This window comes from Streptococcus sp. FDAARGOS_520, from assembly GCF_003812685.1.
GTDB classification, from domain to species: domain Bacteria; phylum Bacillota; class Bacilli; order Lactobacillales; family Streptococcaceae; genus Streptococcus; species Streptococcus agalactiae.
In genome coordinates this window covers 1,302,003-1,325,134 of the sequence record NZ_CP033810.1, presented here as the reverse complement: position 1 = coordinate 1,325,134, position 23,132 = coordinate 1,302,003, and the positions used below count along the sequence as shown (strand labels likewise).

The window sequence follows — 23,132 nt, the reverse complement described above, 5'->3', positions numbered from 1 at the left end:
TAGAACCAAGCAATTTCACTTGGTTCTATTGTTTTTATTGATGATTTGAAACATAACGGTCAACCGTTAACAGGGCTGCAGCGACATCCTCTGCACTAATTTTGAATGGCATTTCATGTATTGTTTCACCTTCAATTGTTGCTTGCTGACCAACTTTTAAAAGTTCTTCATATGTTGCATCACCCAAATGGAGTTCTGCAAGTGTAGTTGGCATTCCAATCGCTTGGTAAAGATTAATGTAGCGATCAATTTCTTCCTTTGGTCTATTTTCGAGGAAAAGTTGCGTCAACGTTCCATAGGCAACTTTTTCACCATGGGTTAAGTGATGAATATCTCCACTCAAGGCAGTAAAACCATTATGAATAGCATGAGCTGCAGCTAATCCTGCACTTTCAAAACCTAAACCACTAAGTAAGGTATTAGCTTCAATAACATTTTCTAAAGCTTTTGTAACCACTTTGGCATCACAAGCCGCTAAAGCTTGTAAACTATCATTAAATAAAGTACGCTCACATGCTTGGGCAATTGCCACGCCCGCTAAAGTCTGTCTACCGCCAGCCATCGCTATCCCATTTTTTTGTAAGACTGCTCTCGCTTCAACCCAAGTAGCTAAGCCATCTGCTATCCCAGAAGCTAGTAAACGTTTTGGCGCTTGGGCAATTACTTGAGTATCAACTAAAACTAAGTCTGGATTCTTTGAATAAAAAATATATTTTTCAAAAGCTCCTTCATCTGTATAGATTACTGATAACGCTGATGTTGGGGCATCTGTTGAAGCTACTGTTGGTGCAATGACCACTGGTAAATTAACTTTATCTGCAATTGCCTTTGCAGAGTCAATAGTTTTTCCACCACCAAGTCCAATAATAAGGTCACTATTCTTTTCTTTCGCAACAGCAACGACACGATTGATTTCATTATCAGATGCTTCTCCGTTAAAGGAAACACGATGTGGTAACAAATCGTCTTGTAGATAAGATAAAAACCTTTCTCCAACGATATTATAAACAACATCATCACAAAGGATAAGTGGAGTCTGACCTAAAGATTTGATATGTTCAATACTTTGGAATAAAGCATCCTTTCCTTGTATATAGCGCGATGGACTTGCGAAAACTTTCATTCTCAACCTCTTTCTTCTTTAAAAAATTTTATGTTAAAGATACAGCCTCAAAAGTTGGCGTTCTCTGTTAAATATGTTCTGAGTGTTGACTGGCTTTCCAATCATCTGCAAAGTCGTTAACAGCTTTTGCAATAGATGGCATCGCAAAGACTGATTCAAAAATATCTGGTCCCGCGGTGATTGATTGAGCACCCTGTGATAAGGCCTTCGTTACTTGTGAAGCGTTTTTAAAACTAGCTGCTAAAATTTTGCTAGAAGAACCTGTCCGCTCTATTGCTTGCGCTAATTCCTTAATAACTTGTGTCGCATCAATATCAAGGTTCTCCATTCGGTTAAAGTAAGGTGCTAGGTAGTCTGCTCCAGCTGATATAGCCAAAAGACCTTGCATACTGGTGTATATTGCTGTGGCTGTAATATTATAACCTTCTGCTTTTAACGTTTTAATTGCTGCTAATCCATCTGGCGTAACTGGGACTTTGATATAAATGTCATCGTCCGTTTCTTGGCGTATTTTAGCAGCATCATCCAATATTCCTTGATAATCTTTGGCCACTACTTGAACATGCAAACTTGCTTCACGTCCAATAATTTCTCGAACATCACGAATGCGTTGGAAAAAATGTATATCTCCTTCTTTCTTAGCAATGGTGGGATTTGAAGTTACACCTGCTAGTGGCAGTATATGATGCCATTTTTTTATAGCTTCTAAATTTAAAGTGTCAAGTAAAAATTCCATAATAATCTCCTAAAGAGCATGTTCTGTACGTGCAATAATATCATCTTGAGTTGCCTTAGATAGGACATTAAAGAATGCAGAATAACCTGCTACACGCACAATCAAATCGCGGTGTTTTTCAGGGTGCTTCTGAGCATCAATCAAAGTCTCACGTGAGACAACATTATACTGGATATGGTAACCATGAAGGCGATTGAAGAATGTTCTAAGTAAGGCAATTAATTTTTGTTTATCTTCTTCTTTTGCCAAGGTTTGAGGGTTGACTTTTTGGTTAAGGAGTACACCGCCGACAATCTCATCAGTTGGTAACTTCGAAACTGATTTCAAAACAGAGGTAGGTCCCTTTTTGTCCATATTATGAGATGGTGAACAACCTTCAGCTAATGGAGTTCCTGCATGCCTACCATCTGGAGTTGCTAAAGTACCTCGTCCTTGGCCTACATTTGCTGAAATAGAGGACGTTCCTGAATAGCGAATACCACCGATTGGTCCACGTCCATAGCGTGTGTTGGGATATTTAGCAATTTCTTCAACATAAACATCATAACACTCACGTACTAAACTATCCGCGTAGTCATCATCATTTCCATATTTTGGTGCTTCATTGATCAACATTTGACGAATTTCTTCACCACGCGGACCTGCGTAATCACTCTGCAATGCTTGCCATACTTCTAATGTGGTTAGGCGTTTTTCTTCAAATACTAATTTTTTAAGCGCAGCAAGTGAGTCTGAAAGATTAGCGATTCCAACTTGTAGACCAGATATGTAGTCATATACTGCACCACCTTCTTTTAAGTGCTTACCTCGTCCAATACAATCATCAGTTAAAGCTGAACAAAGAATATCAGGTACTTCTCTTTCGAGACTAATATCAATAGCATTTTCAACAATAACGCTCATTCGAGTTAAGTAACGAAGTGTTTTGTCCCAAGCTTCTTTAAGTTCTTTATATGAGGTCATCTGGGTGAAATGCCCATAAGAAGGCGCAAATCTCTTCCCAGAAGCCGGGTCAATACCGTCATTCATTGTAATTAATAACACTTTAGGGAAGTTGATATAGCTCATGCCGGTACAACGATAACCCCATTTCCCAGGAACTGCTGTTTCGACACAACCAATCGCTGAATAATCATAGGCATCTTCTTCGGAAACTCCTTTTTTAATAAATGATGGAATAATAATTTCATCATTATTAAAAGCTGGCATACCAAAGCCTAATTTCATAACTTCAATAGCTTCATTCATGAATGACTTGTCTAGGTTAGCATGATAACGAACCGTTAGATTAGGCTGTGGTAAGTGTGTCTGAGCGACTGATTTTAGTACTAGAAATGATAAAGGATTAACAGCATCTTCCTTATGTCGTGTTTGTCCTCCAATCGTTACATTTTGGTAAAGAGGACTACCAGCAGACGAAAACGTATGAGCTTGGCTACGAACCTTATTAATAGTTATTGTTTTAATCCATAGGTTAGTTAGGCGCTCAACGATCGAATCCTCAGTCTCACGTCCAGCTTCTAAGTCAGATTTAACATATGGATACATGTATTGATCAAAGCGTCCATAAGATAGAGAATGACCGTTTGATTCTATTTGAAGAATACACTGAATAAACCAAACCGATTGAACGGCTTCTGCAAACGTTTCAGCTGGGTAATAGGGCACTCGTTCACAAATACTAGCGATATCTAACAATTCCTGACGTCTCTTAGCATTTGCTGTTTTAGCTTGTTTTTTTGCTAGGATAGCAAAACGCTCTGCATAGGTTTTAACAGCTTCTATTGTAATTAAAATAGAATCATAGAAATGATATTTGTCAATACTCTCAGGCTTTGTTAAATCTAAGTCAGCTTTAGCTTTTCTTGCTTTTTTTTCAAAGCCAATAAGCCCTTCTTCTAGTAACTTCTGATAGTTGACAGCTAAGTGAGCATCCCCAGAATTCATCTTACCTTCCATCCCAAAGAAGCCTGTCTCCATATAAACTTGAACTTCTTCTGGAAGCATAACGCCCGCACGAGCCCGTAAATTATTATTTTCCCAGAAAGGTGCAATATTTCTAATTTGTTCTTTGGTTTCTTCTGTAATGTAAAAGACATCACCATCTCGTTTTTCAAAAAGGTCTAGTTCATTTACAACAAATTCTAGAGTGTATTCTGGAAAAATAGGAGCATCTTTATCAGATGAAGCTTGGTTACCGACAATCATTGTCTCATCGTCAATATAGATTGTCATTTTTTCCAAAATATTTTGCAACATGTAAGCTCTCTTTAAAACATTAGGTTTTTCCTGATGCTTTTGATAGGCTTCAGTTACCAAGATAGCACGTTCTGCATCTATGAATGGTTTCTTATCAAGAACCTTATCGCGATAAGAATACATGCGCTCTGTCAAATAGCCAAAATGCTTTTGAGAATTTTGTTGAACATCATTTGTATATTTTTGAGTGAGTAATTGTTTGGTCATAACAGCCTCCGCTTGTTTCTTTCGAAACTAAAAAGTTTTTCTTCGTAAATATAATAGCACCTAAATCCTAAAATAACAAGAAGAAAATAAAGAATAGAATGCTACATCTAAAGTTGCACAAATGTGCATTTTTAGAAAAAGGTTAAGGTGCATTACACACCTCAACCTCTTATCTGCTAGCTATCCCCTTTCCATTTCACATTCATTTTTGTAAGTAATATTATCTTGGATTTTAAAGAATGGGAAGTAAACAGCAGTTGAGATAGCTAAAATGACTATTTGGACGAGTGCACCTTGCCAACCACCTACCATGAATCCAGAAATAATTGCTGGAGTACTCCATGGTAAAGTAACACCTGAGAATGGTTGCATAAAACCAACCGCAATAGCTCCATAAACAATTAAAGCTGCCAAAACTGGTACTAAAATAAAAGGCAGAAACATCACAGGATTCATTACGATTGGAAAGCCAAAGACGATTGGCTCGTTAACATTGAAAATTGCGGGAAAAGCGGCCACTTTCCCAAGTGCCTTGTATTGTTTTGATTTTGCTGCAAAAAGCATCGCAATAACTAGTCCAAAAGTTATTCCTGAGCCCGATAAAATCAAGAAACTATCCAAAAACTGCTGTGTTACAATGTGAGCGCCATTATCTAATGTTAAGCGATTTGCTGCTAATAAAGACTTATTGGCATCTAAATTGGATAGTAACAAAGCAGTCACAATACCATTCACCACAGATTGGCCATGGACACCAAACCACCATAAGAATGAAATAAAGAAAGCAATCCCAATTGCTCCTCCATAAAGTGAGCCTGTTAAGCCTTGCAACGGTACTTGAATGATATCATAAATCATCTCAATAAAGGTACCTCCAGTTGTTACCTTAGCAATCAAATAAACAATCATCGATAAAAGAAAGATAACAAAAGCTGGAATCATAGCTTCAAATTGTTTTGCTATTGCCTGTGGTACTTGCTCTGGCATTTTTATAACAATATGATGTTGGATAAACCATGTATAGATAGCACCAACTACTAAGCCAATAATAATTGCTCCAATAATCCCCTGACCGCCAAACCAAACCTTAGAAATAGCATCCGCTATTGCTTCTCCTTTTACAGGAATATAAGATGATTTCATTAAAATAAAGAAAGACGAAAGTGATAAAACGCCAGCAGGTAACGGTTCTACACTACTATTTTTAGCATAAGCATAAGCAATTGCAAAACAGGAAATCAAGCCCATAATCGCAAAAGTTCCTGAATAAACTTGCATAAATGGTTCTGTCCATTCTGGTCCAAAAACATTAGCTATGGCTTGATTAAGACCTTTAAATGGAAGCTGCCCTAATATTAAAAAGAGACTCCCAACAACTGTTAGTGGTAGAATTGCTAGCATGCCATCTTTGAGTGCAATAATCCCTCGCATATTGACAAACTTCATAATCGGAGTAATTATTTTCTGACTATCAAACTTTGACATATCAAGCCTCTTTTCTTGTTTCCAATAAACTCAAAGCAAGTTTCAAAACTTTTACACCATCCAACATACCATAATCTGCCATTGGAATAACTGCTATCGGTACACCGTATTCATCACAGATTGATTTTGATTTATCTAGAGTATAGCTAACTTGTGGACCAAGTAATGCAACATCTAAATCTTTAGCATAATCTGCAATTTTTCCTTGTGAATAAGCTTCAATATGTGCCTCTATCCCTTCTTTATCCGCTGCGATTTTCATATTGTTTACTAACATACCTGTTGAAAAACCTGCTGCACAGAATAAACCAATTTTTATCATATTTGATCCCCTTTACTTATTTTTGAATATGTAATTCCTGGCGTAAATCAATAATTTCTTTAATCAAGTTAATCTCAGTAATACTTGTCATCAAATGATCCTGAGAATGAATAAAGAGTGCTGAGATATCTGTCCTTGTCCCTCCTGCTTCTTGTGCAAGGAATTGTGTTTGAAGATTATGAGCTTCTAGGAGTGCACTATCTGCTAGTTCTATTTCAATCTTACTTTCTGCAAAATTTCCTTCTTTTGCAAGTTTTAAGGCTTGATAGATATGTTGTTTAGCATCCCCAGCATTCAAAATGAGCCCCATAATAATTTGGTCTGCGACTATGATTTCCATAAGCACCTCCGCTTTAATGATTTTTTATAAGTTTAAACTTTCTTACAAAAGGTTCTAGTTTTCTTTCGCAAAACAAATGTAACATGTCCCTTAATCATCGTCAATAGACTTTGTGCCCTTTATGACAATAGCGCACCTTTGTGCTTATTCTATAACAATTCACTTGGTAATAGAAACATTATCAAAAGAGCTAGGATTTATTCCTAGCTCTTTTGATATATAGTATCCACAAAGGTGTCTTTATCTAATCTTAAAATATTTAAGGCTGTGGAAAAATCAGTAACTAAATGATTAATATACCCCTTTTTTAAAACGGCTAAGAGTGCCGCAGCCTTATAATTGCCATGAGCAACCGCTATTCTATTAGGAACTTTCTGTAGTTGTTCTAAGGTAATTCCTATTGTCCTTTTAGCTAAATGTTGATTCACAGGATCACCTGAATGATTAAAAAAACGACAAGTAATTTCACCTACAGCTGCTTCTTCATCCAAGCATTGAAAATCATCTTGATTTAAAAGGTCAAGCCACTGTTGTTCATTGCTTTTAGGTTTACCACCAACGCCCACAATTGCCACATCAAGTTTTTCCCAATTATCCATTAGCCCCTCAAAATATTTTGAAGTTAATATTCCTTTCGCTAAATTAGCGTTTTCTTGAACTAGAGTTGCATTAATGAAAGTACAACTTCCTTGGAAACGCCTTGACATTTCGTAAACCAGAGTATTAACGTGATAGCGTGCATTAATATGACTTGGACCTCCGGCCAAAGGAACAAAAGAAACTTGAGAAACCGGATGAGGACGCATTGCTTCAACTACTTTACTAAGTGTCCTCCCCCAAGCAATCCCCACCTTGTCATTCTCTTTAATTTTTTTTCGAATCATAGCTGCAGCTACATGTGCTAAATCCTTCTCTATCTCTGAAGTATCGCTATCTTTTCGCGAAGAAACAATCTCAATATCTTTAAGGTGATATTTACTTTTAAAATAGGATTCTAACTGAAAAATTTCTGGATTAAAATCTGAAATTTCGATTCTAACAAGACCTTCTTCTCTCGCTTTGGCTAACATACGACTTATTGTTGTACGATAAATTCCTAATTCATTGGCAATCTCAGATTGGCTTTTCCCTTCCATATAGTAAAGGTAAGCTACTTTAGCTAACAATTTTTGACGCTCTAATTTCATACTCATAACCTTTCAGCATTTGCTTCAGTTTAACAAAAAGGTTACATCTGTGCAATTTGACATGACACTTTATCTATTATCGCCACAAATGTGCAAAATGTAAGAAAAATAGCCTCTTTTATGGTACTTGTAATAAAGATTGAATGGTAATCTCTGCTTCTTGGAACAAATTAGCAATTTCCGAATTTGGATGTTTATCTGTAATAACTTGTGATACAGTTGACAACGGAAGCTGTTCCACCAATGCAGTCTGATTAAACTTACTAGAATCTGTTAAAATAATGACTTCATCGGCAGCATTCGCCATCTCTTGTGCAACTTCAGAACGCATTAAATCTCTACCCATAAATCCTAGTTTTGGATCAAAACCATCAGTCCCAACAAAAGCTAACGAGACATGAAAAAGTGAAATCATCTTTTTCAAGAGAGGACCTACCGTAACCTGTGAACTTGATTGATACTCACCACCAAGTAAGACAATTTGGCATGAATCATACTCTCGTAAATAGTTAGCAATAAAGCAAGAGTTGGTCAAAATAGTGACATTTCGCTTTGTCTGACAGATATTTTCTGCTAAAAGAGCACAAGTAGAGCCTGATTCTATTAAGATAGTGTCATTGTCAGACACCATATTTGCAGCTAAGGCAGCAATTTCTTTTTTAGTTTTATGGTTAAAAGATAACCTAACATTAAGGTCATCCCCACTGTTTAAAACTGCATAACCGTGCTCTCTATGCAAAAGCCCTTTGCCTTCTAGTTTATCTAAATCTTTACGTATCGTTACTTTAGAAACTTGCAACAACTCCGAGAGTGTATTAACATCTATTTTTTGGTACTGGGATACTAAACTAATAATATTTTCTAATCTATTCATGAAACACCTCCTTTCTATTTTATCATTTTTTATTTATTAAACAAGTTCAATAAACTTTCATTCGTAATTGACTTTGTTACGTATAAAAGGTATACTTAAAATGAAATTGAGGAAAATAATATGACAAATGAAAAAGGTATTGTATTCAACATTCAACATTTTAGTATTCACGATGGTCCAGGTATTCGAACAACCGTTTTCTTAAAGGGTTGTCCTCTTAGATGTCCTTGGTGTGCTAATCCCGAGTCGCAAAAAATGGTTCCAGAAACAATGAGAGATGCCATTACTAATGAAAGCGTCATCGTGGGCGAAGAAAAATCGGTTGATGATATTATTGAAGAAGTTTTAAAAGATATTGATTTTTACGAAGAATCTGGTGGGGGCATAACGCTATCTGGCGGTGAAATATTTGCACAATTTGAATTTGCCAAGGCAATTTTAAAACGTGCTAAATCACTGGGAATCCACACGGCTATTGAAACAACTGCTTATACTAGACATGAACAATTCATAGATCTTATCCAATACGTTGATTTTATTTACACCGATTTAAAACATTACAATAGCCTCAAACACCAAGAAAAGACGATGGTTAAGAATGCTTCAATCATCAAAAACATTCATTATGCTTTTGCCAACGGTAAAACGATTGTGCTACGTATTCCTGTCATACCTAATTTTAACGATTCATTAGAAGATGCTGAAGAATTTGCTTGTTTATTTGATCGCCTAGATATCCGTCAAGTGCAACTCTTACCTTTCCACCAATTTGGGCAAAACAAATATCAATTACTTAATCGTCAATATGAAATGGAAGAGATCGCTGCACTACACCCAGAGGATCTACTCGATTATCAAGCTATTTTTAGCAAGTATAATATTCACTGCTACTTTTAAATATTTAAAACCTAGACTTGTCATTAATCAAATCTAGGTTTTTTGTTTATTTATTATTCAAGTAGGCTAGACCTTCCTCAACCCAACTAGGTAAATTTTCCTCAAGTGGTTTGAAACCTATCTTAAGACGATTGTTAGAAAATCGATGACGATGCTGAATATGATGTCTCTCTTCTTCAAGGGTCCGAAGCGATAAACTTGCTTTTTGTGTAAATTCATCTACATCTATAACCTGAACATAGACTTCATCACCTACACTAAGAACATCATAAATATTATCAATGTAACCTGTTTTAATTTCAGAAATATGGATAAGTCCAGTCCTACCATCCTCAAGAGAAACAAAGGCTCCATAAGGCCTAATGCCAGTGACTGTTCCCTTTAACTTATCGCCAATCTTCATTTTATTCTTTAACCTCAATCGTTAAAATAACAACATCTTCCAATGGTTTGTCTTGAGAACCAGTCTCTACTGCCGCAATCTCATCAAGTACCTCAAAAGAACTTTGGTCTACTAATTGTCCAAATACACTGTGGCGACGATCTAGATGCGGTGTACCACCTTGTCCAGCATACAACTCAGCAATTGGTGTTGGCCAACCACCTCGCTCTAATTCCTTTTTCGCATAAGGAATTTTTGTATTTTGGACGATGAAAAATTGGCTGCCATTCGTATTTGGTCCAGCATTAGCCATTGAAAGAGCTCCGCGAACATTATATAATTCCTCGGAAAATTCGTCTTCAAAACTTTCCCCATAGATAGATTCACCACCCATACCTGTACCAGTTGGATCACCACCCTGAATCATAAAATCTGGAATAATACGATGGAAGATAATACCATCATAATAACCTTGTTTAGCTAAACCAATAAAGTTTGCTACCGTTTTAGGAGCATGATCCGGGAAGAGTTTTACAGTCATATCCCCGTGATTTGTTTTAATGACAGCCACAGGACCTTCTGTATTTTCAATATCTACTTGTGGAAATGTTAATTCTTTTTCTATCAAACCTAGTTCCTCCAGAGCATACAAAATGCCATCTTCTTCTACTTTTTTTGTGATAAAATCTGCTTTTTTTTGAGCTTCTGGGTGTGACACTCCCATCGCCACAGCTAGTCCAGCATAATCAAAGAGTTCTAAATCATTGAGCTCATCTCCGAAAACCAAGATATTCTCTGGCTTTAAGCCCAAATGTTCAACAACTTTAGAAACACCTAAAGCCTTCGATGTTCCTTTTAACACAACATCTGAAGAATGATCATGCCAACGTATCAAGCGAAGATGTTCAGCTAACGGTTCAGGTAGATGAAGGCTATCTCCTTTATCTTCAAATGTCCACATCTGATAAATATCATGTTCTTTATTGAAATCTGGATTAACTTCGAGATCAGAATACACAATATCAATCGCATCATTTACCAAATCATCACGATCTGATAAAACTGCCTCATGACGACCAGCTAAACCGTACTTAATACCAACAGTGTCCGCCCATTTCTTATATTGCTCTACATATTCAGCTGGAATAGGACGATGGAAGATAATATTCTTATCCTTGTCCTTAACGTAAGCTCCATTTAATTTTACACAATAATCGGCATTTAAATCTTGAACTTCTTTTGGAACGCCATATCGTGCTCTTCCTGAAGCAATACCTACAACGATTCCTTTATCTTTCAAAGCTTTAAAAACTTTTAAGATTGATGGTGGCATATAACCTGTATCTTTAACACGAAGCGTGTCATCAATATCAAAAAACACTGCCTTTATTTTTTTTGCTTTATATTTAGTTTTTGCGTCCATGACTAACCACTTTCATTAACATAGTGCCTCTATTATATCACTTATTCATCATCTTGTGGTACCAAATGGTGTTGGAAAGCATAGACAACTGCTTGAGTTCGATCTGCTACATTTAGTTTTCCCAAAATATTAGAAACATGAGTTTTAACAGTCTTTAACGAGATAAATAATTCATCAGCAATCCTTTGATTGTCATAACCTTTGGCTAATAAATTAAGGATATCACGTTCCCTTGCTGTTAAGCCCTCATGTAAAGCTGGACATTTATCATGAGCCTTAATTTTCTTATCTACTTCATTTTCAATAGCTTGTTCTCCCCTTGAAACTTTACGAATGGCATTAAGAATCTCTGCTGCGCTTGAGGTCTTTAACATATAGCCTTTGGCACCTGCTTCAATAACAGGGTAAATTTTTTCATTATCCAAGTAAGATGTTAAGACTAAAATGGCAGCTTCTGGCCAATCCTTCAATAATGCTAAGGTTGCTTCTACACCGTCCATTTCAGGCATTACTAAGTCCATAACAACAACGTCTGGACGTAACTCCAGTGCTTTTTTTATGCCTTCTAAACCATTTGAGGCCTCACCTATTACTTCAACATCAGCTTGTAAGTTTAAAAAACTTTTTAAACCGAGACGAACCATCTCATGGTCATCAACAAGTACAATTTTTATTTTATCCATTTTTATCCTCACTCTGATTTACTAAAGGTAATCTTATATCCATAGCAACTCCTTTACCAGGCTGACTGAGAAGCTGTAAATTTCCTGCTAAATCTTCTACTCGATCTTCAATATTTTTTAACCCATAACTTAAATCATAGACAGAATCCATATCAAATCCAATACCATTATCAATCATTTTTAACTGCAATTCATTCTCTGTTTGATTAAGGTAAACTTCGAGACGACTGGCTTGTGAATGCTTTAAAGTATTACTGATAAATTCTTGACCAATTCTAAAAATATTGTCTTCAATCTTTTTGGGTAAGGTTAGAATTGATTCATGATAAACAACTTCAATGTCGCTCTTATCGGTCAATTCTTTCAATATCATTCTGAATCCTTCAGATAGGGTCTTATTTTCTAATTCAACTGGCCTCAAATGAAGTAGCAGAATTCTCAAATCATTTTGTGCATGCTGAAGCATTTCTTCTACTGCTAATAATTGCGAGCCAACCTGATCAACGTCTAGCTGAGAAACATTCTGTGCTATCCCTGACAAAACCATGGAAGCAGCGAACAAATCCTGACTAACTGTGTCGTGTAAATCACGTGCAATACGCTTACGTTCTTGTTTCACAATTTCTTGGCTTTTTAAAATACGACTATTTTCCTTAGATTGTAGACTTGCTGTCATTAAATTCATTTTTTTAGAGAGCCGTTGAATATTGGTCGATATTTCAGTACCATCATCGGTAACATTTATTGATTGGTTATTTAAAATGCGACGTAAATTATGGTTAATTTGACGTTTACTATTATCATCTAATAAAAACCAAGTTAGCAATAAAAGGATAGTTACCGCTAAAGATAGAAAGAAAATAGAGAAAATCAATTGTTCAATCAGCCACAAACGAGACGTTTGATAGAGGTGCACCAAATTAACACCCAAACTATCAATAATGACAAAACAAATGGCAAATATAATGACACTTCCATAGAAGAAAGCTAAAAAGTAGTGGTGCTTTTTCATTTACGACTAACCTCAACTTTCCCAGCGATAGTGTTTACAACTAATTTGACACGTTTCAAAAGGTAATATTCTTCCTCTTGTGACAATTTTATAGATTCATTTCTTAGATCATACTCCTCAAAATCAAAGTACTGTACACTACCGTAAACAGAACTAATATCAGCCTTTACGGCAACGTCTAAAGGAACCAATACTTTAGTATCACCAAAAACTTTTTGAATTATAATAACATTATCCTGCCCAGATACAATAACATTTGTTAAATCAATTGTATCAGTCCCAGAGATTCTTATAATATTAATATCTTCAAAAGCATAAAAGTCACTTTCGTGTTGATCAGTACCTAACCATTGGTTTCGTGTTGTCTTAACATCTAATTGATGATTCTTAAATTGAATCAAAGCATAACGATTTTTTTTCTTAACTTGCGAGAAATGATTGATTAGAACATACAAAACTGCAAAAACAACGGCTGCAATAATGTAAGGGTTAAGCATAAAGATTAAAAATAGTAATAACAAACTTGTCGTTAACAGAAAATTATGACGACTATCGTTGTTATAAAATCTTAAGGCTAAAAGAATCAAAGCGAGAATAAAAATAAAACTTGTCCAGTCATCAGATAAAATTTTCATTAATCCCATAACTAAGACAACGGCTTCAACAAGTAGAAAAAACTGAAATTTTTTCATAATAATCCTTCCATTACTCTATATGACGTATTTTATCAAAAAGCCCTATACTTTGCACCATTATTGAGAGAAAAATTTGGCATATTGGCAGAGAACCTTTCTAGGCATGGTCTCTGCCATAGCAAATTAAAAAGAAGACTTTAACATCTTCTTTTTAATTTTATTGAGTTAATGGATTGTTAGCTGTTCCTGTATTAGTTGTACTATCACTTGGTAGTGTTGAACTACTTGTAGAAGTGCTACTACTATCAGAAGTGCTAGCATCCGTTGATGAGCTTACAGAATCCGAGGTAGTTGTTCCTGTTGAGCTTGAAGCCGAAGAATCTATTGGCGTAGATGATGAGTTATTCGTTGTTTTAGAACCAAGAAGATACAGCTTAACTTTATCTCCTCTCCTTAATCCAACTTCTCCTCCGTAATAAGGATCCTGACTTGCTATCTTACTTGAAGATGGAGGTGTTACTACTGTTTGATAAACGCCATTTTGCATTTGATAGAAGACAAGATTATCTGCATCTAATCCGAGGTCTGTCAAGGTTTCTATTACTTCTCCAACAGTCATACCTGTTACATCAGGCATAATCATTGGATCATTAACAGCAACCGTAAGTGTTAATTTCTTATTACCATCAGGATTAAAAGATGTTCCTTCTGGAAGCGACTGTGCTAAGATTGTACCAGTAGTATAATCATTATTAATTTTACGCTTAACCTTGATTAAAGATTTTTTAACACCTTTGCCTTGAAGATCTTTGAGGATATCTTTGTAATTATGTTCCTTATAATTACCTAGAGTGAAACTCTTGTTTGGAGTGGCAATATAAAGATTAACTTTAGCCCCTTCTCTGCGAGAACGTCCTGCAGCAGGGTCTGTTTTTACGACAAGTCCTTCTGAAACACTATCACTCTCAATATTACGAATAGCTCCTACTTTCAATCCAGAATTTTCCAATGTCATTTTTGCTTGAGCTACTGTTTTGTTGCTAACATCTGGAACACGAATAGTCGTAGGACTTACTAAAATTTTATAAGCAAATACAATTATTCCTACAACACAGAGTGCAAAGAATAATTTCATGATTGTACCAAGAAGTCGATGAGAAGCCTTCTTTTTAGACTTCGTTTTATCGTTACTCGCAGAATCAGGAGTTATTTTTTCTGTTGTTTTGGCCTGTTTTTGATTACGCAACAGTTGTTCTGTCGTTAGAGATGATACTGTAGATGTTACTTTGGGTAGTGTCTTAGTACTCTCAGTATCATTAAAAACAAGTTTTGGTTCACGGTGACGTGTCGAGCTTAGAGCAGTTGATAAATCACGTCCCATCTCATAAGTTGTCTTATAGCGATCTGTTAGCTTTTTAGCTGTTGCTTTAATGACAATGTTTTCCAAAGCTTGTGGAACGCTTTTATTTTCTGCAAGGATTGATGGTAGTGGTTTTTGGAAGTGCTGTAGGGCAATAGTAACTGCACTATCCCCATCATAAGGAATATGGCCAGTTAACATTTCAAAAAGCATGATTCCCATGGCATAAATATCACTCTGAACAGTCGCTTTTGAACCACGCGCCTGCTCTGGCGATAAATAATGAACACTACCTAACATAGAATTCGTTTGCGTTAAACTAGTTTCAGCAAACGCTACCGCAATACCGAAATCTGTAACTTTTACAGTCCCTTTTTTAGTTAATAAAATATTTTGAGGTTTTAAATCACGGTGTACGATACCTTTCTGATGTGCCAGTGACATGGCTGAAAGGACTTCATTCATGATTCGAACAACTTCATTATTTGATAGGGGTGCATTGTCTTGAATATACTTTTTTAAATCGAATCCATCAACATATTCCATTACTAAGAACTGCTGTCCGTCTTCTTCACCTATATCACGAATAGCGACAATATTAGGATGTGTCAGCTCAGCCATTGCTCGTGCTTCTCTCTGGAAGCGAGCAACCGCAATCTGATCTGTTTGATAATTGGTTCGCAATACTTTTATTGCGACCTCTTCATTATCTAAAATTAGATCTCGAGCTAGATAAACATCCGCCATTCCACCTCGTCCGATTGATTTAAGGATCCGATAACGACCAGCAAATAATTTGCCAATCTGAATCATTAAACCGCCTCACTTTCAACGTAAACTAGTGCCACAGTGATATTATCAAGACCTCCTCTATGGTTTGCTAGAGTGATTAAATCTTGATTCTTATCATCTAAGGTTTTTTCTTGTGTTAGTACTGTAGCAATATCGGCATTACTCAACATATTAGTTAGTCCATCACTATTAACTACAAGGTAGTCACCTTCTTCAAGTAGATGAACTCCTAAATCAGGTTCGACTGGATTGGCTTGACCAATTGATTGCGTAATAATATTTTTTTGAGGATGACTAGCAGCTTCTTCTTCTGTTAATTGGCCAGCTTTTACCAATTCATTAACAAGAGAATGATCACTCGTCAATAAATGATACTCTCCTTGACGAACGATACCGATACGTGAATCTCCTACATGTGCGAAAATAATATTATCTCCTACAATGGCAACTGCTTCAATGGTAGTTCCCATACCTTTGTAATCATCTGACTGACCTAATTCATATATTTTGCGATTCTCTGTTTCAATAGAGACAAGCATCCAATCACGAATTTCTGATAACTCAGAAAAATCTGTCTCCGCCCAATCACTTCCTAGATCAGTTACAGTCATCTCGCTAGCAATATTTCCTGCACGATGTCCTCCCATACCATCTGCTAAGATGATTAGTGGGACGCCGGCTTTATTTTCAAATTGATTAATAAAATCTTGATTATTGGAACGACGTTGCCCAATATCTGTTAAAAGAGATATTTCCATATATTTTTTTCTGACGATGTCAGTTTCCTCCTAGACACTACAAGATACGTTTGACTTGTCCAATAAAAAAGCCATCTGTATGATATTGTTCAGGGCTTATACTAATACAGCCTCTCTTTACAATATCCTCTTGTGTATGACTCAGTTCTACTTGCTCAAAATTGGGGTGGTTTTCTAAGAATTTTTCAATAACTTGAAAATTTTCTTCCTCAAAAATGGTACAAGTGCTATAGGTTATTATACCACCTTTACGTAGCGTTTGACAAACGCTAGATAGGATAGACAATTGAATCTCTTGGAGTGCTTCAAAGTCTTGATTAGCTTTATTGTACTTAATATCTGGTTTACGGCGAATTAGCCCGATACCTGAACAAGGTGCGTCTACTAAAATTTTGTCAAAAGTATCCTCAAGAAAATACTCATGAGCTTTACTTGCATCTAACTTTTTAGTTTTTATCTTATCTGACAGACCTAGGCGTTTTGCATTTTCCATAACCAATTCCAATTTATGATCATACAAATCTAAAGCAGTTACTGCCCCTGTAGTCAAATATGAGGCGATATGACTTGTTTTTCCTCCTGGTGCACTACATGCATCCAATACTTGGTCATTACCTGAGACTTTGAGTGTTGGAGCAACTAATTGACTAGATTCATCTTGGATAGTAATGAGGCCATCTTGGAAAAATGATGTCGATGCAAAATTTCCTGAGTCTGCAACTAAAGCTGTCTCTGCAATATGTGAATCTCTAACATTTAAAGTTTCTTTGATAGTTTGTTTTTGCGATAAGTCAGTCACACGAAGACTGGCTTTATTTCGCTCAAATAAACTCTCCATAATAGCTAAAGCTCTTGTCTCACCATATTGGTCAATTAATTTTTTTACGAGCCACACTGGCATGGAATAAGCAACAGAGTAACGTTTGTTTTGGCGTTTTATTGATGCAATTTCAGGGAGCGTCTCCGAACTTACTCTTCGTAAAACGGCATTAATTAACTTTTCAGCACCCTTTTTATTGCCTCGATTCTTAGCAATAGTGACAGCATCATTAACAATAGCGTGATCTGGGATGTTGTCCAGATAGAGTAGTTGATAAAGGCTCAGTAGCAAGAGATGATATACCCATAATTCAAGCTTATCACGATCAACTATAAAGTGTGATAGATACCATTCTAGCGTTATTTTTCTAGCCACAGTTCCATAGACAATTTCTGTTACTAAGGCACGATCTTTATCTGATAGTCTAGATTTTTTTAAACTCTTATTAAGTGCGATATTAGAATAAGCTCCTTTATCAAAAACTTCCTCTAAAGTCATTAAAGCTAAACCACGCGCACTCTTTTTCCAATCATTCGCCAAATTTATCTCCTATTTCTAAATTACGACCAACACCATTTAAAAAGTCTTTTATATCCATACGAGGTTTCCCTGCTGGTTGAACTGATTTGAGTTCAATAGCTCCGTCACCAGTTGCTACTGTCAATGAGTTCTTTGTCTTAGCGATCACTTGACCCGGTGAGCCCTTTCCTTCTGACATTGTTACTTCATAAAGTTTAAAACGATTTCCCTCCAAAAGGGTATGTGCAACTGGCCATGGATACATCCCTCGAACATGGTTAAAAATGTCGCGCGATGATTTATTCCAATCAATTCTCTCTTCATCTGGACTAATATTAGGAGAAAAACTTACCTCTTCTTCATTTTGTGGTATCGGCTTAATATCACCTGATAGATAACCTGGAAGCGTATCTAATAAAAGGTCACGACCAACAACGGCGAGTCTATCAAACATTGTCCCTACATTGTCTTCATCAGTTATCTCAACGGAAGCTTTTGATACCATATCCCCTGCATCCATCTTTGCAACCATTTCCATGATGGTAACCCCAGCTTCTTTTTCGCCATTAATAATGGCATAATGAATTGGTGCCCCACCACGATATTTTGGCAATAGAGAAGCATGTACATTAATTGCAAAACCTACCGATTCCAAAAGCTTTGTTGGTAAGAATTGACCAAAAGCAGCTGTTACAATACCATCTGCACCTAGGGTCATTAGTTGTTCTAATTCTGGACTTCCAGATAGTTTTTCCGGCTGATACACAGGAATGTTGTTTTCCAAGGCCACTTCTTTTACAGGGGTCATTTTAATTTCTTTTTTACGACCTACAGCACGATCTGGTTGCGTCACAACAGCTAAAACATCATACTTACCATCTGCTAAAATACCTTTTAAAACCGTCGCTGAAAAATCAGGGGTCCCCATGAATAATAATTTTGTCATTGCTTTTTCCTCGTCTTTCTTTTCTCAATTATATCATAGCACTATTCTACATCATATTTTGCGGTTCGTGGTCTATTGCTAAGCGAAGATCTCTATTCTCCTTGTCTTGAGTCATGTCTAATAAGCGATTCAAAACAAGTTCAAGGTTGTCCTCAAATCGATACTTGATAATAATTTGGTAGTGATAAAGGTTATGTGTTCTTGCAATTGGTTTTGGCGTTGGACCTAACAACTTTACTTTATCACTAAAGCCTTGCTTCAATAAACTTAATACTTCATAAGATTTTCGTATTAACCACTCTTCATCTTTATGCGATAATGTTAAACCAACTGTAAAATAATAAGGAGGATAACCAAGTTGTCGACGGATATTCATTTCATATTGATAAAAAGCTTCAAAATCTTGCTTTTGGGCTAATTGAATAGCATAATGATTAGGATTATAAGTTTGAATGACAACCTCTCCTTCTTTTTCAGCACGCCCAGCACGTCCAGCCACTTGAGTTAATAGCTGAAAAGTTCGCTCTGATGATCGAAAATCAGGTAAATTCAGAGAAGTATCTGCATTTAGTACTCCAACTAAAGTAACATTTGGAAAATCCAATCCCTTAGCAATCATCTGTGTTCCCAATAAAATATCAGCTTCATGATTTCCGAAACGCTTCAAAATAGACTCATGACCGCCTTTTTGCCTTGTCGTATCAACATCCATCCGTAAAATCTTTGCGTCTGGGATAACTTTCAAAAGTTCTTCATAAGCTTTTTGGGTTCCAGTACCATAGTAAGAGATACTTTTACTATTGCAATTTGGACATGTTCTTGGAATAGGCTTTTCAAACCCACAATAATGACAATTCATGGTCTTTGTAGCCATATGTAAAGTCAGAGAAATGTCACAATTAGGACATTGATCAACGTAGCCGCAGTCTCGACACATAATAAAACTAGAATAACCTCTACGATTGAGCATAAGAACCACTTGCTCTTTCTTATCTAATCTATCTCGGATTTTATCTAGTAAATATGATGTGAAATTACTAACTTCTTGTTGACCAATAAAATTTCTAAAATCAATAATTTCAACCTGAGGAATACGTGCTTTAGGATTAGCACGATGTTTTAATTCTAAAAATTTATAAACATCCCGACTAGCTCTAGCTCGGCTTTCGATACTTGGAGTTGCTGATCCCATTAGTAACACAGCTTTATAATATTCTGCACGTAGCAAGGCCACATCGCGCGCATGATACCTTGGGTTAGATTCTTGCTTATAAGTTGATTCATGTTCCTCATCTATAATGATGGCTCCGATATTTTCCAAAGGAGCAAAAATTGCTGAACGAGCTCCAACGACAACTTTAGCTTGACCTGATTTTATCTTTCGCCACTCATCAAATTTTTCACCTTCTGACAAGCCCGAGTGCATAATAGCAACTTGCTTTCCAAAACGAGAAATAAAACGATTCGTCATCTGGGGAGTTAAAGAAATTTCTGGAACGAGAACAATCGCTGTTTTTCCCAACTTTAAAACGTTATCAATGATATGAAGATATACCTCTGTCTTACCAGACCCTGTAATCCCCTCCAACAAGAAGGGTTTATTCTGTTCCTTACCAATTTGGTCAACAACTATTTTAACTACTTTAGCTTGTTCCTGATTTAAATCCAAAAAATCCGTTTTTAGGATTCCTTTAAAATAATTATCAGATCTACTAGCTTCTTTTTCAATGACTTCAATGATTCCTTCTTCTCTGAAAAAATTAACCACAGGAGATGAAAATTGTTTGTTTAAAGCTGTGAGGCGCCCTGGTTGAGGATTTTCTAACAGGAATTCTTTCAACTCCAGTCTCTTTTTCGCTCTTGCTGCTATTTGGCTCTTTTCTAACAGAGTTCTGTTGATTTTGTAAATCTTTTCTGTTTTTATTGTTTTCTTATCTTTGGCTAAATATTGAACTTCTATGAAACCTTTTTGAATTAATCTGCCTGCTTTTTTGGCATCTTGAGAAGACAAACTTGAAAAGACAATTTCCGTTTTATGACCAAATAGATCTTCTCTATCTTCTGATGGTAATGTGTCTGTTGCTAACAAGAGTTTATCATATTGCGAATTCAAAAGACTTGGTAACATTGATTTCAAAATAGATATTTTATAAGAAAAGACAGTATGGCGCATCTGATCAGCTAAGTCTAGTTGTTCCTGATTTAAAACAGGTTCAAAATCTAGGACCTCCGCAATATCCTTAGTCTCTAATTCATCATCATCTCTGAAACCGACAACAAAGCCTTGCAAAAGACGATTTCCTCTTCCAAAAGGAACATGAACGCGTACTCCTACTTGTACCAAATCTTCCAAATCTTTAGGAATGGCATACGAAAATGGTTTATCTGTCTGCATCAGAGGAATATCAACAATAACCTGTGCTAATTTTCTTGCCATAAACCCTCCCTAATTCTCTAAAATATGAAAAGAGGCTGATACAGAATGTTTCAACCTCTCACTTTTGACTTGCTTAAATTTTTTCGCCGTCTTCTTTTTCTTTAGCAATTTGCTCTTTGATTTTACGTTCTTCTTCTTCTTTAGCAAGGCGTTCAGCTTCGATACGAGCGCGAACTGAGGCACGTTTTGCTGATGGATCTGGGTGAATTACAACATTACCTGACTCGATTTCTTCTAAAGCGCGAAGTGTTGATTTCACAGATTTAAAATCTTGAGTGGCTTTCTCACCAGCTTCCAATTCATGAGCACGCTTAGCTTGTAAAATAACTAAAGAATATTTTGAAGGAACTTTATCCAACAAAGTGTCGATAGAAGGTTTTAACATCATAAGGCAATTCTCTTTTCTATTTTTAACTTAATTTTTTATCAGTTTCTTTGACCATGTTGGTATAACGCCCAATAACACGATCCACACGATAATGTTCTGCTTCAATGACACGTTTAACACGTTCTGCTGCTAATGACACTTGATCATTGACAACAGCATAGTCATACTCCCTCATCAAAGCAATTTCTTCTTTGGCACGTTCAATACGTTGGGCAATCACTTCTGGACTATCTGTCCCACGTCCTACTAAACGCTCTTCTAATTCCTCTAAATCTGGTGGTGTTAAGAAAATGAAAACACCGTCCGGAACCTTCGATTTAACTTGAAGCGCTCCCTGAACTTCTATTTCAAGAAAAACATCAATCCCTTTGTCTAAAGTCTCGTTGACATAACTTAAAGGAGTTCCATAGTAGTTACCAACATACTCCGCATACTCAAGCATTTGACCTTCTTTAATCAACGCTTCAAACTCTTCACGTGTACGGAAGAAATAATCAACTCCATCAACTTCGCCTGGGCGTTGTGGACGAGTAGTCATTGAAACGGAATAATCAAATTTATGGTCAGGGGTTGAAAAAATTTCTTGCCTAACTGTCCCCTTACCAACACCAGATGGTCCTGAGAAAACAATTAGCAAACCACGTTCAGACATTACACACTCCTCAAATTAATAGATCGGGTGTTAAGTGTTAAAAAGACCAGAACAATCTGGTTCTTACCTTAACTATTAACTTTTATAGCAATTCATAAATTGCTCCCTAAATAAAGTTTCTTCTCATTAGTTTAACAAAAAGAAACCTTTTTTTCAAGGTCTCCTATTATTTTTTATAGAGTCTTTTTACCCCACCTATTCCACTACTTGAATTAGTAAAATCCTCAGGAGCTCTCTCTCCAATTTGGATAAAAAGCTTGATATAAGATGGTGCCTCAATGCCCTTTTTAGCATAGTATTTTCCTGCTCTAGAGCGACGCCAAAACATAAAGAGCGGTATGACTAAATATGCAAATATCCCTACCTCAGGTAGAAAATAAGCGAGGATAATGATGATAAAGCGAACCACAACTGAACGAATGGCAAAAGTTGTCATGACTTTTATAACCCGCTCTTTCAATTCACTAGGAATGGTCACTAAATCATAACTTGCCAAACGAATCCGAATAATGTCTGATGTGAGACCAACTAATAACGTTAAGAGTCCATAAGCCATAACAGCAAAATTATGATTCTCAAAAGAAATCATAAATTTAGTAAAGAGAGGAATCAAACAAATACCTAGGTGTTCAATGATATCAAGAGCTATAATTTCATCATTAGTCTTTTGAGCATCTAGGCTATTTTGTGCCCTTTCGTACCAAAAATTAAAAACAACAACAAAGCTAACAATAAATAAACCTATGTTCCGTGTAAAGTCACCAATATCACCCATCGTAGCCGGAGTTTTTATCTCCAAAACTAAAATCGTCATAGCAATGGCCAAAATTGCATCACTAAGCGTATCAAAACGTTCTTTAAATTTTTGCATACATACATCCCTCTTAATACATTA

At 36.2% G+C, this 23,132-nt stretch carries 22 protein-coding genes; 1 reads left to right on the top strand and 21 read right to left on the bottom strand.

The window, feature by feature from the left end; genetic code table 11:
- Positions 1-34: 34 nt before the first annotated feature.
- The 8 genes from EGX96_RS07075 to EGX96_RS07040 form a co-directional block, all read right to left on the bottom strand.
- A complete protein-coding gene (locus EGX96_RS07075; RefSeq protein ID WP_000862118.1) occupies positions 35-1,123 on the bottom strand; it encodes a glycerol dehydrogenase in 1,089 nt (362 codons plus the stop codon).
- Between the two features lie 67 nt (positions 1,124-1,190).
- Positions 1,191-1,859 carry a fructose-6-phosphate aldolase gene (locus EGX96_RS07070; RefSeq protein ID WP_000394891.1) on the bottom strand — a complete coding sequence of 223 codons (669 nt, stop codon included), beginning with the start codon at positions 1,857-1,859 and terminating at the stop codon, positions 1,191-1,193.
- Between the two features lie 9 nt (positions 1,860-1,868).
- The gene (locus EGX96_RS07065) at positions 1,869-4,325 is read right to left on the bottom strand and encodes a glycyl radical protein (protein ID WP_000166134.1); all 2,457 of its coding nucleotides are present in this window, start codon (positions 4,323-4,325) and stop codon (positions 1,869-1,871) included.
- Positions 4,326-4,505: 180 nt separating this feature from the next.
- Positions 4,506-5,810, bottom strand: a complete 1,305-nt coding sequence (locus EGX96_RS07060) for a PTS sugar transporter subunit IIC (RefSeq protein WP_123957830.1) — start codon at positions 5,808-5,810, stop codon at positions 4,506-4,508.
- Position 5,811: 1 nt separating this feature from the next.
- Positions 5,812-6,132 (bottom strand): PTS sugar transporter subunit IIB, encoded by a 321-nt coding sequence (locus tag EGX96_RS07055; RefSeq protein ID WP_000590363.1) that lies wholly within the window; start codon positions 6,130-6,132, stop codon positions 5,812-5,814.
- A gap of 16 nt (positions 6,133-6,148) precedes the next feature.
- Positions 6,149-6,472, bottom strand: coding sequence for a PTS lactose/cellobiose transporter subunit IIA (locus EGX96_RS07050; protein WP_000402898.1), 324 nt, complete (start codon positions 6,470-6,472; stop codon positions 6,149-6,151).
- A gap of 203 nt (positions 6,473-6,675) precedes the next feature.
- Positions 6,676-7,659, bottom strand: coding sequence for a sugar-binding transcriptional regulator (locus EGX96_RS07045; RefSeq protein WP_000764455.1), 984 nt, complete (start codon positions 7,657-7,659; stop codon positions 6,676-6,678).
- A gap of 118 nt (positions 7,660-7,777) precedes the next feature.
- The gene (locus EGX96_RS07040; RefSeq protein ID WP_001080746.1) at positions 7,778-8,533 is read right to left on the bottom strand and encodes a DeoR/GlpR family DNA-binding transcription regulator; all 756 of its coding nucleotides are present in this window, start codon (positions 8,531-8,533) and stop codon (positions 7,778-7,780) included.
- Between the two features lie 120 nt (positions 8,534-8,653).
- On the opposite strand from EGX96_RS07040, the gene EGX96_RS07035 reads away from it, so the two are divergent.
- A complete protein-coding gene (locus EGX96_RS07035) occupies positions 8,654-9,430 on the top strand; it encodes a glycyl-radical enzyme activating protein (RefSeq protein WP_000180537.1) in 777 nt (258 codons plus the stop codon).
- 46 nt (positions 9,431-9,476) lie between these two features.
- Here EGX96_RS07035 and EGX96_RS07030 read toward each other — a convergent pair whose 3' ends face one another.
- From EGX96_RS07030 to EGX96_RS06970, 13 genes are all read right to left on the bottom strand, one after another.
- Complete coding sequence (locus tag EGX96_RS07030) at positions 9,477-9,833, bottom strand: S1 RNA-binding domain-containing protein (RefSeq protein WP_000689608.1); 357 nt, start codon at positions 9,831-9,833, stop codon at positions 9,477-9,479.
- Position 9,834: 1 nt separating this feature from the next.
- The gene (locus EGX96_RS07025; protein WP_000339133.1) at positions 9,835-11,235 is read right to left on the bottom strand and encodes a bifunctional Cof-type HAD-IIB family hydrolase/peptidylprolyl isomerase; all 1,401 of its coding nucleotides are present in this window, start codon (positions 11,233-11,235) and stop codon (positions 9,835-9,837) included.
- Between the two features lie 41 nt (positions 11,236-11,276).
- Positions 11,277-11,918 (bottom strand): response regulator transcription factor, encoded by a 642-nt coding sequence (locus EGX96_RS07020; protein WP_000357892.1) that lies wholly within the window; start codon positions 11,916-11,918, stop codon positions 11,277-11,279.
- Complete coding sequence (locus tag EGX96_RS07015) at positions 11,911-12,930, bottom strand: sensor histidine kinase (RefSeq protein WP_000716170.1); 1,020 nt, start codon at positions 12,928-12,930, stop codon at positions 11,911-11,913. Before EGX96_RS07015 ends, EGX96_RS07020 begins: the two co-directional genes overlap by 8 nt.
- Entirely contained in the window at positions 12,927-13,622 is a 696-nt protein-coding gene (gene liaF / locus EGX96_RS07010; protein WP_000714456.1) for a cell wall-active antibiotics response protein LiaF, read from the bottom strand. The genes EGX96_RS07015 and liaF overlap by 4 nt, the downstream gene beginning before the upstream one ends.
- A 160-nt stretch (positions 13,623-13,782) precedes the next feature.
- Entirely contained in the window at positions 13,783-15,738 is a 1,956-nt protein-coding gene (gene pknB / locus EGX96_RS07005; protein WP_000614568.1) for a Stk1 family PASTA domain-containing Ser/Thr kinase, read from the bottom strand.
- Entirely contained in the window at positions 15,738-16,475 is a 738-nt protein-coding gene (locus tag EGX96_RS07000; protein ID WP_000406233.1) for a Stp1/IreP family PP2C-type Ser/Thr phosphatase, read from the bottom strand. The genes pknB and EGX96_RS07000 overlap by 1 nt, the downstream gene beginning before the upstream one ends.
- Before the next feature lie 37 nt (positions 16,476-16,512).
- Positions 16,513-17,835, bottom strand: coding sequence for a 16S rRNA (cytosine(967)-C(5))-methyltransferase RsmB (gene rsmB, locus EGX96_RS06995; protein ID WP_001262599.1), 1,323 nt, complete (start codon positions 17,833-17,835; stop codon positions 16,513-16,515).
- Positions 17,825-18,760 (bottom strand): methionyl-tRNA formyltransferase, encoded by a 936-nt coding sequence (gene fmt, locus EGX96_RS06990; RefSeq protein WP_000163893.1) that lies wholly within the window; start codon positions 18,758-18,760, stop codon positions 17,825-17,827. The genes rsmB and fmt overlap by 11 nt, the downstream gene beginning before the upstream one ends.
- 46 nt (positions 18,761-18,806) lie before the next feature.
- Positions 18,807-21,197 (bottom strand): primosomal protein N', encoded by a 2,391-nt coding sequence (locus tag EGX96_RS06985; protein ID WP_000101528.1) that lies wholly within the window; start codon positions 21,195-21,197, stop codon positions 18,807-18,809.
- A 73-nt stretch (positions 21,198-21,270) separates the two neighbouring features.
- Positions 21,271-21,585, bottom strand: a complete 315-nt coding sequence (gene rpoZ, locus EGX96_RS06980) for a DNA-directed RNA polymerase subunit omega (RefSeq protein ID WP_000979239.1) — start codon at positions 21,583-21,585, stop codon at positions 21,271-21,273.
- Between the two features lie 22 nt (positions 21,586-21,607).
- A complete protein-coding gene (gmk, locus tag EGX96_RS06975) occupies positions 21,608-22,237 on the bottom strand; it encodes a guanylate kinase (protein WP_000003861.1) in 630 nt (209 codons plus the stop codon).
- A 166-nt stretch (positions 22,238-22,403) separates the two neighbouring features.
- Entirely contained in the window at positions 22,404-23,108 is a 705-nt protein-coding gene (locus tag EGX96_RS06970; RefSeq protein WP_001168922.1) for a TMEM175 family protein, read from the bottom strand.
- Positions 23,109-23,132: the final 24 nt, after the last annotated feature.

What these genes read in the sequence shown, in the direction of transcription:
- EGX96_RS07015 (WP_000716170.1), bottom strand. Translation starts at nt 12,930, where the DNA reads ATGAAAAAGCACCACTACTTTTTAGCTTTCTTCTATGGAAGTGTCATT.
- EGX96_RS07025 (WP_000339133.1), bottom strand. Translation starts at nt 11,235, where the DNA reads ATGGACGCAAAAACTAAATATAAAGCAAAAAAAATAAAGGCAGTGTTT.
- EGX96_RS07035 (WP_000180537.1), top strand. Translation starts at nt 8,654, where the DNA reads ATGACAAATGAAAAAGGTATTGTATTCAACATTCAACATTTTAGTATT.
- EGX96_RS07045 (WP_000764455.1), bottom strand. Translation starts at nt 7,659, where the DNA reads ATGAAATTAGAGCGTCAAAAATTGTTAGCTAAAGTAGCTTACCTTTAC.
- EGX96_RS07075 (WP_000862118.1), bottom strand. Translation starts at nt 1,123, where the DNA reads ATGAAAGTTTTCGCAAGTCCATCGCGCTATATACAAGGAAAGGATGCT.
- liaF (WP_000714456.1), bottom strand. Translation starts at nt 13,622, where the DNA reads ATGAAAAAATTTCAGTTTTTTCTACTTGTTGAAGCCGTTGTCTTAGTT.
- EGX96_RS07030 (WP_000689608.1), bottom strand. Translation starts at nt 9,833, where the DNA reads ATGAAGATTGGCGATAAGTTAAAGGGAACAGTCACTGGCATTAGGCCT.
- gmk (WP_000003861.1), bottom strand. Translation starts at nt 22,237, where the DNA reads ATGTCTGAACGTGGTTTGCTAATTGTTTTCTCAGGACCATCTGGTGTT.
- EGX96_RS07020 (WP_000357892.1), bottom strand. Translation starts at nt 11,918, where the DNA reads ATGGATAAAATAAAAATTGTACTTGTTGATGACCATGAGATGGTTCGT.
- EGX96_RS07060 (WP_123957830.1), bottom strand. Translation starts at nt 5,810, where the DNA reads ATGTCAAAGTTTGATAGTCAGAAAATAATTACTCCGATTATGAAGTTT.
- pknB (WP_000614568.1), bottom strand. Translation starts at nt 15,738, where the DNA reads ATGATTCAGATTGGCAAATTATTTGCTGGTCGTTATCGGATCCTTAAA.
- EGX96_RS07070 (WP_000394891.1), bottom strand. Translation starts at nt 1,859, where the DNA reads ATGGAATTTTTACTTGACACTTTAAATTTAGAAGCTATAAAAAAATGG.
- fmt (WP_000163893.1), bottom strand. Translation starts at nt 18,760, where the DNA reads ATGACAAAATTATTATTCATGGGGACCCCTGATTTTTCAGCGACGGTT.
- EGX96_RS06970 (WP_001168922.1), bottom strand. Translation starts at nt 23,108, where the DNA reads ATGCAAAAATTTAAAGAACGTTTTGATACGCTTAGTGATGCAATTTTG.
- rpoZ (WP_000979239.1), bottom strand. Translation starts at nt 21,585, where the DNA reads ATGATGTTAAAACCTTCTATCGACACTTTGTTGGATAAAGTTCCTTCA.
- EGX96_RS07055 (WP_000590363.1), bottom strand. Translation starts at nt 6,132, where the DNA reads ATGATAAAAATTGGTTTATTCTGTGCAGCAGGTTTTTCAACAGGTATG.
- EGX96_RS07050 (WP_000402898.1), bottom strand. Translation starts at nt 6,472, where the DNA reads ATGGAAATCATAGTCGCAGACCAAATTATTATGGGGCTCATTTTGAAT.
- EGX96_RS07065 (WP_000166134.1), bottom strand. Translation starts at nt 4,325, where the DNA reads ATGACCAAACAATTACTCACTCAAAAATATACAAATGATGTTCAACAA.
- EGX96_RS07000 (WP_000406233.1), bottom strand. Translation starts at nt 16,475, where the DNA reads ATGGAAATATCTCTTTTAACAGATATTGGGCAACGTCGTTCCAATAAT.
- EGX96_RS07040 (WP_001080746.1), bottom strand. Translation starts at nt 8,533, where the DNA reads ATGAATAGATTAGAAAATATTATTAGTTTAGTATCCCAGTACCAAAAA.
- EGX96_RS06985 (WP_000101528.1), bottom strand. Translation starts at nt 21,197, where the DNA reads ATGGCAAGAAAATTAGCACAGGTTATTGTTGATATTCCTCTGATGCAG.